11 protein-coding genes and 1 pseudogene are annotated in these 16,100 nt (G+C 65.6%); 8 read left to right on the top strand and 4 right to left on the bottom strand.

Annotation, left to right across the window (positions count from 1 at the left end):
• Nucleotides 1-19: 19 nt before the first annotated feature.
• Nucleotides 20-1,162 (bottom strand): SH3 domain-containing protein, encoded by a 1,143-nt coding sequence (locus JQX13_RS49580; RefSeq protein ID WP_203406361.1) that lies wholly within the window; start codon nucleotides 1,160-1,162, stop codon nucleotides 20-22.
• 1,563 nt (nucleotides 1,163-2,725) lie between these two features.
• Between JQX13_RS49580 and JQX13_RS56045 the strand changes: the two are divergent.
• The 6 genes and pseudogenes from JQX13_RS56045 to JQX13_RS49605 form a co-directional block, all read left to right on the top strand.
• Nucleotides 2,726-2,890 (top strand): annotated as a pseudogene (locus JQX13_RS56045) (DUF2169 family type VI secretion system accessory protein); the annotation flags it as partial.
• 106 nt (nucleotides 2,891-2,996) lie between these two features.
• Nucleotides 2,997-3,704: a DUF2169 family type VI secretion system accessory protein gene (locus JQX13_RS49585; protein ID WP_239014341.1), complete on the top strand. Its 708-nt coding sequence runs from the start codon at nucleotides 2,997-2,999 to the stop codon at nucleotides 3,702-3,704.
• Between the two features lie 247 nt (nucleotides 3,705-3,951).
• Nucleotides 3,952-4,758: a beta-ketoacyl synthase N-terminal-like domain-containing protein gene (locus JQX13_RS49590; RefSeq protein ID WP_203406362.1), complete on the top strand. Its 807-nt coding sequence runs from the start codon at nucleotides 3,952-3,954 to the stop codon at nucleotides 4,756-4,758.
• Nucleotides 4,755-5,891 carry a DUF4150 domain-containing protein gene (locus tag JQX13_RS49595; RefSeq protein ID WP_203406363.1) on the top strand — a complete coding sequence of 379 codons (1,137 nt, stop codon included), beginning with the start codon at nucleotides 4,755-4,757 and terminating at the stop codon, nucleotides 5,889-5,891. The genes JQX13_RS49590 and JQX13_RS49595 overlap by 4 nt, the downstream gene beginning before the upstream one ends.
• An 11-nt stretch (nucleotides 5,892-5,902) precedes the next feature.
• Nucleotides 5,903-6,634: an SMI1/KNR4 family protein gene (locus JQX13_RS49600; RefSeq protein ID WP_203406364.1), complete on the top strand. Its 732-nt coding sequence runs from the start codon at nucleotides 5,903-5,905 to the stop codon at nucleotides 6,632-6,634.
• A gap of 776 nt (nucleotides 6,635-7,410) precedes the next feature.
• A complete protein-coding gene (locus tag JQX13_RS49605) occupies nucleotides 7,411-8,637 on the top strand; it encodes a HEAT repeat domain-containing protein (RefSeq protein WP_203406365.1) in 1,227 nt (408 codons plus the stop codon).
• A gap of 40 nt (nucleotides 8,638-8,677) precedes the next feature.
• Here JQX13_RS49605 and JQX13_RS49610 read toward each other — a convergent pair whose 3' ends face one another.
• Nucleotides 8,678-10,405 carry a TldD/PmbA family protein gene (locus tag JQX13_RS49610; protein ID WP_239014342.1) on the bottom strand — a complete coding sequence of 576 codons (1,728 nt, stop codon included), beginning with the start codon at nucleotides 10,403-10,405 and terminating at the stop codon, nucleotides 8,678-8,680.
• Nucleotides 10,406-10,541: 136 nt separating this feature from the next.
• On the opposite strand from JQX13_RS49610, the gene JQX13_RS49615 reads away from it, so the two are divergent.
• On the top strand, nucleotides 10,542-11,297 hold the full coding sequence (locus tag JQX13_RS49615; RefSeq protein ID WP_203406367.1) for an SDR family oxidoreductase: 756 nt from the start codon (nucleotides 10,542-10,544) through the stop codon (nucleotides 11,295-11,297).
• Nucleotides 11,298-11,393: 96 nt separating this feature from the next.
• On the opposite strand, the gene JQX13_RS49620 is transcribed toward JQX13_RS49615, so the two are convergent.
• Together JQX13_RS49620 and JQX13_RS49625 are read right to left on the bottom strand one after the other, a co-directional pair.
• Nucleotides 11,394-12,719: a nucleotide sugar dehydrogenase gene (locus JQX13_RS49620; RefSeq protein WP_203412576.1), complete on the bottom strand. Its 1,326-nt coding sequence runs from the start codon at nucleotides 12,717-12,719 to the stop codon at nucleotides 11,394-11,396.
• A gap of 60 nt (nucleotides 12,720-12,779) precedes the next feature.
• Nucleotides 12,780-14,855 (bottom strand): alginate lyase family protein, encoded by a 2,076-nt coding sequence (locus JQX13_RS49625; RefSeq protein ID WP_203406368.1) that lies wholly within the window; start codon nucleotides 14,853-14,855, stop codon nucleotides 12,780-12,782.
• A 250-nt stretch (nucleotides 14,856-15,105) separates the two neighbouring features.
• On the opposite strand from JQX13_RS49625, the gene JQX13_RS49630 reads away from it, so the two are divergent.
• Nucleotides 15,106-16,074 (top strand): histidine kinase dimerization/phospho-acceptor domain-containing protein, encoded by a 969-nt coding sequence (locus JQX13_RS49630; RefSeq protein ID WP_203406369.1) that lies wholly within the window; start codon nucleotides 15,106-15,108, stop codon nucleotides 16,072-16,074.
• Nucleotides 16,075-16,100 lie beyond the last annotated feature (26 nt).

A 16,100-nucleotide genomic window follows, 5' to 3' on the forward strand; every position in this document is an offset into this window, starting at 1 on the left:
GCCCTCGTGGGGCGCTGGCCTAGGGGCCGCCCTGGATGCAACGGTGATGCACCTCTGAATACCTGTCGAGCTTGAAGGAGTACGCCTTGTCCCCCAGGTATGCGATGTCCTTGCGGCCATCCGGGAGCTTGAACAGCTCGCGCTTCGTGCCCCCATAATATTTCTCGAGCGTTAGCTCGAGGTCGCTGTCACGTTTCGACACTGCAGATATCCAGTAGTTCTCCGACGCATTATCGGAGCCAACGGTCTCGACCGAGAGGCGCCAGCGACCGTGAATGTCCGGCGTAAACGTCAACAGGAAAGGCCTCTTCAGGCAATCGTTCCACTGCATCATCAAGAAGTTCTCGGGGGGACTCGGCTCCAGGCGGCCCCACTCCCTGGGAAGTGCGTCCAGGATGGCATGAGAGGTCTCGTCCAGGGTGAATTGACCGAGAGCCAGGTCCCAGTTTCCGGAATCGCGCGGCTTGATACCGGAAAAGAGCGCCTTCTCCATCACCGGGGTCGCGGTGAAACCAGCGGACTCGAGGACCTCCCCCGTCAGCTCATGGACTTTGTTGATCTTGTACCTACCGCGATAGACGGCCACACGCTCGGTACTCCCAATGGCCACCACGAACAGGTTCCCCTTCGTCGCGGCCCGGATCTTCACGTCCTTCACCCCGGCCCCGGAGGCATCTCCGATACAGGAGCTGTCACTCTGGTTGAAGCACGTGTGCTTGAACGTCCGAAGGGGCTTGGGCTTCTTGATGCCGGCCACCAGCTCGAGGTTCCGCTCGAAGAAGAGATTCCCCAGCAGCTTCTGCTGCTCGACATCCTCCGGGGAGAGGGTCGCGGCCCGCAGCGCGCTCTCCTCGCGCTGTTTGAGCGTGAGGCGCGTGTCCTGCGCCTCGGCCTTGAGCTTCTCGGCCGACGGCTTCTCCGGCCCCAGCAGGGACGCGGACGCGTAGCCCTCCCTCTCTCCGCAGCGCACCTTCAGCCACGTCCCGTCGGGCTTCTCGGTGACGTGGCACTCCGTGCCGATCTGGAGCTTCTCCAGGATCTCCGCCTCCGCGGAGGGCTTCTTGCGGAGGTTGAGGGAGGAGCCGAGGACGTAGACCCGTTGCTCCGCCGCAGCATCGGCCGCAGCCGTGGCAAGCAGGAGGGAAATCAGCAGCGTTTGCATCTTCAGTGGTCCTGAAAAACAGCTGGAAGAGAACGACGATGGCATGGGCTTTTGGCCGTTGTCCACGCGACCGCATGAATGCCGGATTCGAACTCCTAGACGGCATGGTACTCGCTGGATTCATGGGGAACAGCCCAGACGTGCGTGTGCCTCGAACAGCTCCACACACCTCGGCACATGGTAGGCTCCAGGCGCATGGAGGGGGACTCGATTGGAGAAGACGACCGCTGACCTGGGCTCCTGGCGGCCATGAAGGAGCAGAAGTGGACCTCGCGAATCCAGCTCCTCCTCGGGCTTGCTACTCCACTCGCCGCTCGCGGGCGGTGCTCGCCACGGGACTCATCAGGATGGGCGGCCGGTCCTCTCCCTCCACGATCCGTACTCTGGCTGGGACCATGCGTCAAAGTCCGGTAGATGCCGCCCTCTCGGTCCCCAAACTGCCAGACTTGGGTCCCCATGATGAGCCCCTCTTGCCCCGCCGCCATCCAGCTCTAGTGGCGTGACCAGATGCGGGACAATCTGGAGTTCCGCATCGGCGACAGCGAGCTGCCCAGGGAACCTCAAGCTGCTCGACGACCAGCGCATCCGCCAAGGCGTGTGGCCACGAACTCGTCCTACGGGATTCCGTGGAACCCCAACCGCATGGAGCAGCGCGACGGCCACATCGACCGGCACGGGCGCGGCAACGCGCCTCCGAGGTACTCATCCACCTACTTCGTGGGCAGGGGTTGGAAGGAGCAGCGGAGTCAGGAGGTCTCTCCAAACTGTATGGACTCCTTCACGACCCGGACACTCACAATCCGGACATTGACCAGCATCGCAATCTGTATGTCCAATTGAATCAATGCGTGTTGTCGGCCTTCATGACACCTCGAGCAAGGGGAAGAACCCCAGAGCCCAAGACGGTCCCCAAGTCTCCACCATGCATTCGACCAGATCGAAAAAGGGAACGAAAGCCACAAATCGTGACCGCCTCTAAATTCTGATGATGCCCTCGTCCCTGGCCCTGTGCCGCCACCAAGAACGAAGCACTTGAATTCTTCGAGTGAAACGAGGAGGCTATTCCGAAGCTGGACACATAGGGTTTGATGTGGCCAGCCTGAAGTTCTTGGGGGGGCACAATGAGCGTCGACAATCTCGGGGTGAAGGACCGTAGAGCACTCGTCCAATCGATGAGGGAATACATACAGCAGAGCCAAGGGCCTGCCGAGGGGCGCTGGAGTATTCCCAACACACCGTGCGCTCTCGCTTCTTGCTCCCTTCACCATCTCGTCAGACCATCCTTCGCTCCTAATGGCCTCGACTCGGCTCCCCAGAACAAACACGACATGCGCGGATCATCAAGCTGGATGGGCCGGATGTCTCCGAGCGCTGGACTGATCTGGAGGAGCGCCTGAGTTGGTTCGCTTCCGTGGTCTCTCGCTTCAAGACCACCCCTACGAAGTCGTGCGCCTGACAGACAAGGGCGGAGAGACGCAGAAGCAACAGGAAAGACGTTGCTGTCACCGGGGGGATGACACCAATTCCATTCCAAACCTCGAGAACCTCACCTCCTTCGAGGCCGTGACCTTCCCATCTCTGGACGAAAAAGGACGGGAACTGCTGGTCGCCTGCGTCGCTGGCCGTTTCGATCTGCCACCCGCTGGCCGCTCCTCGGAGGCGCCACCCAAGCCGAGCGACAGACAGCTTCCTCCTCCCATGGCGGATACCTGGTGGGGACAGCCAGACACCTCCAGCCTTCGCGTGGAGGGACAGAGCACCTGGTTCCGCCCGGCCACCGACATTTACGTCTCTAGGAAATGCCTGGTCACCGCGAGGCCGCCCCGTCAAGGAGATGCAAGTAGGAGTCCGGCTCGGGTCCTGTCGGAAGGTCCTCCAGGTCTTTGGCGAGCGGGTATGGGTACAGGGCATGTTGGAGCTGCGTCCCTTGGATCCCCGACCCTTCGAGTCGATGCCGCTCGTCTACGAGCGCAGCTTCGGCGGGGCCTCGGAACCGCGCAATCCGGTGGGAAGGGGCCTCTACGCCTCGGCACGGGCCGCAGTGGAGCAGCCGCTTCCCAATCTGGAAGACCCCCTCCAACTCATCCGCCGCCACTCCGATCGGGTGACGCCCGTGGGGTTCGGCCCCATTGCCCGGAGTTGGCAACCTCGGCTCGCCTACGCCGGCACGTACGACGAGGCCTGGATCAAGAACCGAGCCCCGCTGTGGCCACCCGACTTCGACCACCGCTTCTCCATCGCGGCGGCCCCTGGCCTCGTTGCCTCCCCCTGGCTGACGGGGGGTGAGTCCGTGGTCCTCACCGGATTGTCGCCAGACGGGCAATGGGCCTTTCCGCTGCCTCGGCATCGACTGACCGTCAAGGTGGTCTTCCAACACCGGGCAGAGCGGCGACCCCTGGTGTTGGATGCCGTCCACATCGAGCCCGACGAGCGAGCCCTGACGCTCATCTGGCGCGCGGCGGTAACCGCTCATGGGGAACTGTCCCGGCACGAGTACAGCGTGGTGCGCGAGCTGGAGCCCTGGGAGGAGGCAACCCCATGAGCATCTGGCCGGAGGAGTTGGTGGTGCTCGGGCTGGGCCTATGTACACCGCTAGGACTGACCGCACGAACCACCCAGGTGGAGATGGCAGCCGGCACCGTGCGCTTCATCCTCACCGAGGTGCAGGACTGGAGGGGGGAGCCGCTCCGGACCTCCCAGCTCACGATGCTGGAAGCCCACCTCTCGCGCACGGAGCGCATGCTGGCCCTGGCAACCACGGCGCTCCAGGGATGCTTAAGGAAGCACGGGTGGAGAAAGCCGAGCACCTACCCCTGGTGCTGGCGCTGCCTGCGCCAGGGAACGGCCCGGTCATTGACGAGGAGCCACTGCTGCGGGCGCTCGCGGAGGTGGCGTCTCCCGCCCGACTCCAGGTACGGCCCGAAGGGCTCTGCCGCGTGGGGCGCGCGGGATTCTTCGTGGCGCTGGCCCGCGCCGCGGAGTTGCTCCTGTCGGGGAAAGCGAGGCGTGTGCTCGTGGGAGCAGTGGACTCGCTGTGCGATCCGGGCTCGCTGGAGAACCTGCTGGCGAAGGGGCAGCTGCTCTGTTCCTCGGTACGAGAGGGCATCCTGCCGGGAGAAGGGGCCGGCTTCGTGCTGCTCACGCGAGCCTCGATGCACAGACGCGACGAGCCACGGGCCCAGGGACGCATCCTCGCCCTCGCACTGGCGAAGGAGCCTCGCCACAGGTACCAGTCCGAGCCCAGCCTGGCCGAGGGGCTCACATCGGCCTTCCGTCAGCTCCACAACCACCCGGTCGCCGGCCTCCGGCGGGTCGCGCATGTGCTCTCCTGCCAGACGGGAGAGACCCTCTGGGGCCATGAGTTCAACCGGGCCTACCTGCGCAACGCGGCCCTCATGCCCGAGCCGTTGGTGGGCCATCTCATCGCGGAAAGCCTGGGGGACGTGGGAGCGGGCTCTGGTGCCATCCAAATCGGCCATGCGCTCCATGTATTGGGGGAGCTGAAACCGGTGCACGGACAGGCCCCCCGGGCCCTGGTGTACGGCTGCTCCGACGAGGGCCAGGTCGGAGCCATCATCATCGAGAGGGGAACATGAGTAAGACGTTCGCGAACGGGCGCACCATCGTCCACAAGGGCGACGGCAAAACCAACGTTTCCGCGGCACCCGACGTGTGTAAGACCCCCTCTCCGGGAGGGCCGGTGCCGGTGCCGTATGTCAACGTGGCCAAGGACAGCGACCTGTCCGACGGCAGCAACACGGTGGAGATCGAAGGAAATCCGGTGGCGCTGAAGGGCTCCGCCTTGAGCACCAGCACAGGGGACGAGGCTGGAACGGCAGGAGGAGGGCTCATCTCATCCAAGACGAAGGGAAAGATGACCTGGGGCACCTACAGCCTGGACGTGAAGATCGAGGGCAAGGGGGTGGTGCGCTTCATGGACGTCACCCAGCACAACGGGAACACCTTCAACACGGCTTTCATGCAAGATGGCGGGACGGGATGGGCTTACGGAGATGATCCGGTAGGCGAAAGCAACGAGTGTCCCAGAGAAGACTGCGAGAAGGACAAGGCGAGCCATCGCCTCCTGGAAACCTACACGAGCCAGGGACTCGCCATGCAACTCCTGGGTACGCTCGATCAGATCAGCGCGAATCCCAAGATGAGCAATCTGAGAGTATTCAAAGAACGTGGTGGGTACATGATTGGTGTTCTCCTTTGCAAGTGCCAGCAGAGAATCTACGCGGCCATGTCCGGTGAGGGTGCCCCTCTGGATGGATTCAAACGAGCCATCGATTTATTGAATGAGAACGACGAGAAGAAGCGATGGACCCTGTGTGGCCCGGTCAATTTCTCGAAGATACGGGACGCAACGGGGGAGATTCCCGACGGGCAGAAGCTCTTCCTGGTAGATTTGAAGGCGCCCGCCAACCGTCCAGGCCTCTGTGCTGCCCCCAAGCTCATTCAGAAAGCAAATGAGGACGGGCACAAGCCGAGTTCCATGAGTGAGGTCTTCTACTTCCCACCGACAGCCGTGAGCCGCGCTCAAAAGAAAAGCAAGACAAAGCCGGCCAACACAGCCGTCGAGGTTACCTATATGGAGACACTGAAGGGTGTCACGAACAAGGTCACGAACAAGTTTCACCACGGCGACGTTGTACCTTCGTGTGCGACCTGCCAAATCCATCTCACCCCCATGCTGTGTCCGACCGACAACCCCTGCAAGTCCTGAGGTGCCACTTCATGATGAATGAATTTCTCTCATTCCTTACCAATTATGATCCCAACTATCCCGCGAGCGTGCGGGGTACATCGGAGGAGATGATCGGACGACTCTCCGCCACCATTGGCCGAGCGCTCCCACCCATTCATGAGGAATTCCTACGCTGCATGGGCAGCAGCATGGGCGACTTGGAGATCCCCAACTTGAGCTTCGATATCGAGCATATCATCGAACTCTATGAAGCCGAGGAGTGGCGTCCCCCCTCGCGCTATGTCGTGATTGCCGCAGAGGTACAGGATCCGTACTTCGATTGCTATCTGGATCTAGAGCAACCGAACAACTCCGACTTCTGCGTAGTCCGGTTCGAGAGCTGGGGGAATGCCGTATTCAAGGGGAAGGTCCACCCCTGGTTTCGCTCATTCAGAGACATGCTGTTTTCTTTCGGATTTATTTACAAAAGAATGAACACCTTGCCTTTTCAGATGGATTTGCAGGCCTCTCTGACCAAGCAAAGAAGAACCGGACAATCCCAGGAAGCACTGGTGAAAGATTTGGAGGAATTGGCATGCCGCATGGGATTCAAACGCCTGCAACACACCAGTCCCCAATGCCTACTTCTGGAGCGGGGGGATGCAACCATCTATGGACATCTCCCCCCTCGTGGTGGGTTCGACGCAAGAGCAGCAGCCACAGACAAGGAACAACTCTCGAAGGTATGTGAAGTCCTGCGTGACCAGACGATCCTTGTTTGAGCAAATGAGTAGACCGGAGTGGATAGGACGATGCAGGACTTGATTGAATTCATTCGTCAATACGATCCGGCCTACCCCTTGAAGGTGCGTGGGGCCTCCATTGAGGAACTGGCACTGCTCGAGCGGTTGGTCGGCCACCCATTGCCGGTACGCTATACAGAGTTCCTCCGCCTCCTGGGCAAGGACTTGGGTGATCTCCAAACTCCAGAGACCGACTTCCGCATCCATCGTATCCTGAAATTCTACGAAACAGGCAAGAGAAAGCCCCCTGCCCCCTATGTCTTCATTGGCGCACAGGTCGAGGATCCCTACGACCAGTACCTCCTCGACTGCGGTGATGGCCAACGCCCAGACGGCCCCGTGCTCAGGGCCGATCCCCAGGAGTCATTCAAGACAACCGACCATCTCTGGGTATCTTTTCCGTCGCTCAAGGACATGCTCTTTGTCCTCGCCTTCAGTGTCAAACGAATGGAACTGCTGCCCTATCGGCGGCAGTTCACGTCCTCACTCGAGGAAGGAGAAGACGGGTTGTCGCGCGTTCCTCCCGGGCTGATGGACTCATTGGGCGAGGTCCTGACGATGTTGGGTTTCGAGAAGCAGTCGTACACCAGCGAACTGAATCCCCTGTTCGAACGAGGGGACGCCGCCTTCTATGCTTGCTTCACGAGCCGGGTGCCCGCTGGACGGATACCGAGCCACTCGAAACCCGACTCGCCCTCCAACTCGCCGCACTGCGTGCCTCCTCCGAGGCGTCCCTGGGCTGTGCGCGAGAAGCCGTGGCCGCAGGAGACGCCGGGCAGTTCCTCGCGGGGCTCCATGTCCTGGCCTCACTGGCTCCCCAGGAAGCAGGTATCGACACCCTCCTCCAGGCCCGGGAGGCCGATCTCGCGGAGGTACTGCCCACCTGGACCGAGGCGCTCGCACTCGCCCCACACCCCGAGGTGGCGGGTTGCTGCACCCGAGCGTTGGAGGACAAGCGACCCCTGGTGCGTGCCGCTGCCGCTGCCCTCCTGGGCCACCGGCGGGAGGGAGAACCCTCCCACCTCATCCCCCTGCTCAAGGATGGGGAGGGCATGGTACGCAGCTCGGCCGCCCTGGCCCTCGCCCAACTGGATCATCGACCCGCTCTTCCACTCATCGAGACCCTGCTCGCCCATTCACTCCCCGAGCAGGCAGAGCCGCTGGCACGAGCCGCGCTGCTGCTGGGCTCACGCCGGGCGCTGCCGTTCTGCCGCCAGCTCTGCAACTCCGGCACGCCGCCCCCTGGCATCCCTCGGTTGCTCGCCCTGGCCGGAGACGCCCAGGACCTACCCGTATTGCGCCGGCTGTGTACGCGCCCGGCCCTCACCGAGGCGTCGCTCGAAGCTCTGGGCCTGCTCGGGCTGCTCGCCGCCGTGCCCGAGTTGATGGAGCACCTGGAGGCAGAAGATCCAGGGCACCGCCAGGCCGCAGCCTCGGCACTCGGGCTGCTCAGTGGCGCCGAGCTCAAGCAGAAGGTTCTGGTGGCTACCGACGATGACGAAGAAGAAGGCCTTGAAAGGGAACAGTGGAGCACCCATCCACGGGACTGGCGCCAGTGGTGGGAGGCGCATGGGCGTCATTTCGAAGGGGGGCACCGCTGGCGCCACGGCCGACGATTCACCCTCGAGGGATGCCTGGAGGAACTGGAAGATCCACACAGCTCGCGGGCAGCGCGGAGCCGCACGGTCCTGGAGCTGACGCTCCGCTCCGGAAGGCCCCTCGATCTCGAGCTTGACTGGTTCGTGTGCCGCCAGCGTGAGTCCCTCACCCGCTGGCGCACTGCGGGTGTAATGGCTGGCCCCTCACCTCCTGAGTGCCAGACTGCTCCACCAGCCATGGTCGAATCCACTGAGTGGATCCTTTCCATGAAGCCCGCATTCCTCGTGGAGCTGCGGCCCTCCCTCGGGACTACTCCGAGCAGGTCCAGAAGAAGCTGGAGAGAGCGCCTGGTCCCAGCATGCATCGGCGAAACACGGGCGTGAAGCCCGACCTCCCGGACCTCTCGAATCCTCCCCAGGTTTGCTACTTCACCTCGCCGCTCGCGGTGGTGCTCGCCGCGGGGCTCATCAGGATGGGCGGCCGGTCCTTGCCCTCCATCGCCCGCTGCAGCTCGATCTCCTGCAGCAGCACCGCTGGCGCCACCGTGGACACGGGTACGTTCCCGCTCTCGGCGCCGCAGTACCCGTTGAACACGCCCTGCCTGCGGCCCGTGCTCATGATGCGGTTCACCGACGACAGCGGCGTGCCCACGATCTCCACCCCGCGCACCAGCGTCTCCTGCCCCGTCCTCACGTCCACCCGGTACACCATCCGCGGCACACCCTTGAACGCCTGGTAGCCGTAGCTCGACGTGTTCGTGTTCCCTCCCGTGATGTCCCGGATGATCAGCCCGTACGGCTTGCCCTGCCGCTTCGCCTCGGCGATGAGCTGCTTCTTCAGCTCCGCGTCATCCACCTGCTTCGTCGAGTCCACGATGAGGTTGGCCATGCGCGCCACCGGCTTGCGCGTGCCCTGGCTGCGCCCGTGCCCGTTGGACTGCAGGAAGCCCTCCACCGGCCTCCGCGACAGCAGGTAGCTCCTCAGCACGCCCTTCTCCACCAGCACCACCTTCTGCCCCTTCACGCCCTCCTCGTCGTACTCGTAGTAGCCGTTGAGGGGCTCGTTGCGCAGCGTGCGCACCGTCGGGTCGTCCACGATGCTGATGAACGTGGGCAGCACCTGCTTGCCCACCTGGCCCCGGAAGGTCTTCCCCTCCCCTTCCCCATCCTGCCGGTCCCCCTCCAGCCGGTGCCCCACCGCCTCGTGGAACAGCACCCCCGCGGCCTCCGGCGCGAGAATCGCCGGCCCCGTGTACGGATCGATGGCGGGCGCCTTCCGCAGCGCCAGCAGCTCGGTGATGATCTTCGTGGTGGCCGCGGACAGCGTCTTGTCGTCCGGCAGCCCCGCCTCGGTGGGCGCGTAGTAGTTGCGCGAGTTGTCCAGCAGCTGCCCGTCGTCCGCCCGCGTCACCGCCGTCACGTGCAGCCCGTACATCGTCTCTTCCGTCACGATGCGGCTGCCCTCGGTGGACACGAACAGGCGCGTCACCTTGTCCGCCGTCACCCGCACTTCCGAGTCGAAGATCTCCGGGTGCGCCTTGAAGCGCTCGGACACCTCGCGCGCCACGCGGACCCAGCGGTCATGGTCGAACGGGAAGGCCACCGGCGGCTGCACGTACTGCACCGGCTTCTCCTTGGAGAAGGACGGCGGCTGCTTCGGATCCTCCACCGCGTAGACGTTGTCGCCCTTCTTCTTGAGGAACTGGGAGAGCGCGGCCTTGTACTTCTCGTCCGTCACCAGCCACAGCGAGGTGCGCAAGGCCATCGGCGAGTCGTCGATGGGCGCGTCCTTGTTCGAGATGTAGCTGGAGCCCTTGCCGCCGACGAAGAACTCGTACTCCTCGGGGCCCGAGTTGTCGAACTCGTAGGAGCCCACCCGCACGTCCACGTACAGCTTGCGCTCGTGGTAGGTGTCATCCAGGAAGATCGCCCCGTACCGGGCGACGATGCCGTACTGCTCCGCCTCCTTGAGCTGGTAGCTCATGAAGTACGGAGGCTCGTGGTTCTGCAGCTTGAGCTGCTGCTGGTTGCGCTGGAGCTCCTCCGCCATCGCGTTCATCAGCGTCACGCGCGCGTCCGGAGCGGGCGCGGCGGCGGTGAGGACGACGGAAGCGGCGAGCAACGGAAGGACTGGCCAGTTTCGGATTCGCACGCCCCGGACTCTACCCGACCCCGCTCCGGCCGGCAGGTCCGACCTGGTGTGAACGACGGGTGGACAACCCGGCGAGACAGCTCGCTTGGACACCACCCGGGTGGAGGCGGTAGACAGCGCCGCCCAGGAGGTATTCATGGGCAAGAAGGTCGTGGTGATTACCGGAGCGAGCGCGGGCATTGGCGCCGCCCTGGCGGAGCAGGTGGGCAGGAAGGGATGGCAGGTGGTGCTCGCCGCGAGGCGCGAGCCCGAGCTGCGCCAGGTGGCGGAACGCGTGGGAGCCGAGGCGCTGCCCGTGGTCGCCGACGTCTCCAAGAGAGAGGACGTCCAACGCGTGATGGAGGCGGCGCTGGCCCGCTTCGGCCAGGTGGACGTCTGGGTGAACAACGCGGGGCGAGGCATCAGCAAGCTCGTCTCCGAGCTCACCGACGAGGACTTCGACGAGATGATGCGCGTCAACGTCAAGTCGGCGCTCTATGGCATCCAGGCCGTGTTGCCGCACTTCCATTCGCGCGGGAGCGGGCACATCATCAACGTCTCGTCCGTGCTGGGGCGGGTGCCGCACGTCCCCCAGCGTTCGGCCTACAACGCGGCCAAGCACGCCCTCAACGCGCTGACGGCCAACCTGCGCCAGGAGCTGCGCGAGCGCTTCCCCGGCATCCACGTCACCACGTTCCTTCCTGGAGTGGTAGCCACCGAATTCGGTGTGAACGCGCTCGGCGGCGGAGTGGACTCGCGCGAGATTCCAGGCGCCCAGTCCGTCGAGGAGGCCGCCTCCGTCCTGCTGGAGGTGATCGAACGGCCGCGTCCCGACGTGTACTCGCGGCCCGAGTACCGGCAGCAGGTCATCGCGTACTACTCGTCCGAGGACCTGCTCATCCCCGGGCGATGAAAAAAATGGAGGCCCCGCCCCGGCGCCCCCCCTCATGGCGCCGCAGCAGGGCCTCCTGCGCGAGCCGGACGGCAACCGGGCCGGCCGGACTTCACGCTAGGCCTTGGTGACCTTCTCGCGACCCGGGCCCACGTTCTTGCAGGCGTTGCGGGTGTCGACGACGCACTGGGACTGCTTCACCACCATGTTGTAGTCGATGCACGAGTGGTCCGTGAGGATGACGACCGCGTCGTACTGGCCGAGCGTCTCCGGGTTCAGCGGCACCGACTGCATGGTGAAGTGGAAGCCGTGGCCCTCCTCGAGGCGAGGCACGTACGGGTCGTGGTACTCGACCTCGGCGCCCTTCTCCTTGAGCAGCGAGATGACCCGCAGGCTCGGGCTCTCGCGCATGTCGTCGATGTCCTTCTTGTACGCCGCGCCCAGGCACAGCACCTTCGCGCCGTTGAGCGTCTTCTTGTTCTTGTTGAGCGCCTCCATGGTCCGGGTGACCACGTAGTACGGCATCTGCTGGTTCACCTCGCCGGCGAGCTCGATGAACTTGGTGTGGAACTCGTACTCGCGCGCCTTCCACGTCAGGTAGAAGGGATCGATGGGGATGCAGTGACCGCCCAGGCCCGGACCCGGGTAGAAGGGCATGAAGCCGAAGGGCTTCGTCCCCGCCGCCTGGATGACCTCCCACACGTCGATGTTCATCCGGTCGCAGAGCATCTTCATCTCGTTGACCATGGCGATGTTCACGCACCGGAAGATGTTCTCCAGCAGCTTGGCCAGCTCGGCCACGCGCGTGGAGGACACGGCCACCGTCTCCTTCAGCGCGCTGGCGTAGAGGGCCTGCGCCACCTCGAGGCACGCCGGAGAGTGGCCACCGACGATCTTCGGGATCGTCTTGGTGTTGAAGTTCTTGTTGCCCGGATCCTCGCGCTCGGGGCTGAAGGCCAGGTGGAAGTCCACGCCCGCCTTCAGGCCATTCTTCTCGAGCAGCGGCTTGAGCACCTCATCCGTGGTCCCCGGGTACGTGGTGGACTCGAGGATGAAGAGCTGGCCGGGCCGCACGTGCGGAGCCAGGGCCTCGCCCGTCTTGATGATGTAGCTCATGTCCGGCTCACGCGAAGCCGTGAGCGGCGTGGGCACGCAGATGATGATGCAGTCCATCTCGCGGGCCTTCGAGAAGTCCGTCGTCGCCTTGAGCTTGCCCTTGCTCGTGAGCTCATGGATGGGCTCGCTGGGGATGTGCTTGATGTAGCTCACCCCCTTGGTGATGTTCTCCACCTTCCGCGTGTCCACGTCGAGCCCCGTCACGGGAAAGCCGGCCTCCGCGAACGCCATGCCCAGCGGCAGACCCACGTAGCCCATCCCCACCACGCCAACCCTCGCCTCCCGCCGGCGGATACGCTCCAGCAGCGGGCTCACCATCACGCGCATCTGACTCACCTCTCCCATGAAGGGATGCCGGGTCGCCCCGTCACGCCCCGTTCATTGCCTTCACTTGAAGACGACTACCCACCTCAACCAAACCGGGGGCGACACCCGCACCCCGAACACCACGACCTGCGACGGCACCACGAGGCCGTAACCCGGCGAGTACCGGGACGGCTCCAATCGCGGACCCAGGCCCTCCGCGAAGAGCACCAGGGCCACTGGCGCCTCCGCCGGTCCCAGCTCCACGCCGAGCGGCTCGAAACTCCGCGGGGCCGCCGGTACACGCAGCGCCCGCGCCAGCTCCTCGCTCGTGGGCGCCCTCGGCCTCGCCTCGCGGTCCGGAAGGTGGATCCGCCCCACGACATCGTGAAGCCCCACCCCCACCAAGGCGTCCGTCACCCCGAGCGCGCGCTCGCGCTTGTCCAGCACGAAGGTGCGCTCCACGCCCACGGGCGAGGACAGCGAGCGATAGCCATCGTGCCGCACGGTGAGGCGATCCAGCTCGGCCCCCGGCTGGAACACCTGCACCCGCGCCCGCGCCGCCTCGGGCAGCGCGAACAGCCGGCCCGGCTCCAGCGGCGACTGCTCCTGGCCGTCCACCTGCAGCGTGTTGTGCGCGGCCGTGGAGCGGAAGGCGTTACGCACCGTCGGCTCCCGCGTATACGTGCCCGTGCCCGGGTCCACGATGACGGGGCGCCCGCCCAGGTGCAGCTCGAAGGAGAGCTTGTCGTTGTGGCTGTGTCCGCCCACTCCATGCTGTCCCTGGAGACCGGCGCTCACCGTCACCACCGCGCCCGCCCCGCGCAACACGTGGAAGCCGCCCGCCGGGAAGCTCACCGACGCCGCGGGCCGGGCACGAGGCAGTGAGCGGAAGCGCTCGAGCCCGGGCAGTCCCAGCAGCCACGCGGCCTCGTCCGGGAAGGAGCCCTCCGCCAGCGACTCGTCACCGAAGAGCGCCGCCCCCAATGGCGCGAGGTAGCCCTGCTCCCGTGGCTCTCGCTCCTGGAAGGGGAAGACGCGGCCCGAGTCGTTGTCACCTATCTGTGGCGCCAGCCCCTGCTCGGAGCTCCAGGCGCGCGAGGCCGCGTACATGCGGCGCAGCCGTGTCTCGTACCGGAGGCCCAGCTCCACCCCGTGGCCCCGTGCCACCACGAGCGCGAGGGTGAAGAGCTCCACCGACAGCCGGTGGTACGGCACGGAGCCCTCGAAGGAGGTGCCCTCCGCGTGCACCTGCGCCACCATCTGCGCCCGGAGTCCCGCAACCGCGCGCGCCACCTGCCTCGGCGCGTCCGGCAGCTCCGGGAAGAGCAGGCCCACCACCAGCAGGCCCACGTAGTTCGAGACGAGGTGGTTGTTGGGCACCGCCCCGTGATCCTCCAGGTGCGCCTCCACCCACGCGGTGTGCTCGGCCAGAGACTCCAGCACCGGCACGAGGAACTCCGGCCTGCGCGCCTCGGGCGCGTCCGCGCACATCACCAGCGCCTGCGCCAGGTTGGCCGCTCGCAGCGCCACCTCCATGGCGCACGTCCAGTGCACGCCCTGCCCCACCGGGTTGGCCTGCAGGAAGTCCAGCGTCCGCGTCACGAAGGTCCGCGCGAACGTCCTGCGCGCCGCTTCGTCGCGCTCCACCCAGTACCCCTGCGCGAGCGCCACCAGGCAGTCCAATCGGCCCAGCACCCACGGGTACTTCGGATCCACGCCCGGCTGCGCCAGCCGCAGCCGCTCCACCGGGACGACCGGGTAGCGGTAGCCGCTCACGGGATCCCTGGACCAGTCCACCGGCTGGCCCTCGCCGAAGCACACGCGCGTGCCGAAGACGTCGTACTCACCCCGCAGGGCGGCCCGGGCCCTCTCCAGGGCACGCGCCCTGGCGCCGGGCAGGGCCTCGAGCGCCTCCAGGACGGAGGTCCGCTGCCCCACCTCGCACCAGGCCCGGCCGGGACGCGCCGACAACGCACGCTCCGCCAGCTCGTCCGTGTTGGTGGCGCCGAAGGCCAGCAGCAGCCCCGGCTCGTCGAGCCGCTCGCGCCTCTTGTAGAGGGCCTGCCGCGCCACTCCCTGGACTCGCCGCGCCACGCCCTTGGCGAGTCCTCCCGGCGCGAGCCGCGCGATCGTCGAGTAGTACCCCAGTGTCCCCATTCCGCCGCTCCGTCCCATCCCGGACGGCAGCCAAAGCAATTGGCCGGCCAGCGGCCTCAGAGGGAAGTGCCAGCGTCGGCGCTGGAGATTCCCTGTAGTCCAGTAAAAAAGTCAGGTGGACGGGTGCCACAATGGGGAAAGGTTTTCCTTCCGGCACCCCTCGCGTTCTCATGAGTGAGGTGCATTGCGCCATCCGCCCACCGTGGCCATTCCTCCCTGTGTGCAGGCGGGTGCTTGGAGCGGGTGGCGCGTGGGACGGAGTGTCAGCGCCTCCGAGGTGGAGCGAACGGTTTCGGCGATCGCCGAGCGAGCGCTGCACCACGGAGCGCGGGCAGGCCTCGATGCGCTCATGGAAGAGGTGATGCGTCTCACGGAGACACACGGGGCCGCCTTGTACGCGGGCGGCCAGCGTGTGGCACTCGTGGGCCTCGAGCCTCCAGCTCCAGCTCATGCCCACCCTCAGCAACTCCTGACGGACGGGCACACGGCGCTGGTGCTGGGCGAGCCGTGTGTGGATGCCGCGGATCGGCAGCACCTCGCCCGTCTGGCGGTCCTCGCCACCGCGCTCCTCGCGAGCCAGGCCCGGGAAGAGGAGGCCCGAGCTGAAAGGACGCGGCTGCGTCAGGAGCGGTTGCGGTTGAGGGAGCAGCTGGCGCACCGGGATCGCGCGTGGTCCCGAGCGGCGCATGACCTGCGCACGCCGCTGCTCGTGATGCAGGGTTATATCGACATGATGGCCAAGGGCATGGCGGGCGCGCTCACTCCCGCCATGCAGCGCTACCTCGAGCGCATGGCCCGGGCCGCGGGTGAGATGAACGTCCGCCTCCAGCATCGGCCCTCGGGCGGGGATGCACCGGCGGAGGATCTGCGTCCCTTGTTGAGCGCTACCTTTGGTTCCGGACGGCATGGCCCCTCACGGCTGGAGTTGCCTTCCGGGCCGGTGCGCGTCCGGGCGCCCCGGGTGGGTCTCACCCTGCTGATCCGCGCCCTGGTGCGACTGCTGTCCGGCGCGGGTGCTTCCGACGTGGTGCTGCGGGTGGATGTGCCCGAGGAGATGAACATGTGGCGACTGCTCGTCCAGGCGCGTGCGGAGCGACCCTTGCCGGAGCGTGCGCGCGAGTCGCTGGCGCGGCTCGCCCGGAGGTGTGAGGCCCGGATCTCCCTGGGTGAAGCGCCTGGGATCGAGTTGATCCTGCTCCTGCCTCGTCTCCAGGAGTGAGAGGGGAGGACACGGGAAGGCAATAC

Origin of the sequence: Archangium violaceum, from assembly GCF_016859125.1 — a bacterium.
In the GTDB taxonomy this organism is placed as follows: Bacteria; Myxococcota; Myxococcia; order Myxococcales; family Myxococcaceae; genus Archangium; species Archangium violaceum_A.

Excerpts from the sequence above, each read along its gene's own strand:
- JQX13_RS49600 (WP_203406364.1), top strand. The coding sequence starts at position 5,903 with ATGATGAATGAATTTCTCTCATTCCTTACCAATTATGATCCCAACTAT.
- JQX13_RS49585 (WP_239014341.1), top strand. The coding sequence starts at position 2,997 with ATGCAAGTAGGAGTCCGGCTCGGGTCCTGTCGGAAGGTCCTCCAGGTC.
- JQX13_RS49625 (WP_203406368.1), bottom strand. The coding sequence starts at position 14,855 with ATGGGGACACTGGGGTACTACTCGACGATCGCGCGGCTCGCGCCGGGA.
- JQX13_RS49615 (WP_203406367.1), top strand. The coding sequence starts at position 10,542 with ATGGGCAAGAAGGTCGTGGTGATTACCGGAGCGAGCGCGGGCATTGGC.
- JQX13_RS49595 (WP_203406363.1), top strand. The coding sequence starts at position 4,755 with ATGAGTAAGACGTTCGCGAACGGGCGCACCATCGTCCACAAGGGCGAC.
- JQX13_RS49580 (WP_203406361.1), bottom strand. The coding sequence starts at position 1,162 with ATGCAAACGCTGCTGATTTCCCTCCTGCTTGCCACGGCTGCGGCCGAT.
- JQX13_RS49620 (WP_203412576.1), bottom strand. The coding sequence starts at position 12,719 with ATGCGCGTGATGGTGAGCCCGCTGCTGGAGCGTATCCGCCGGCGGGAG.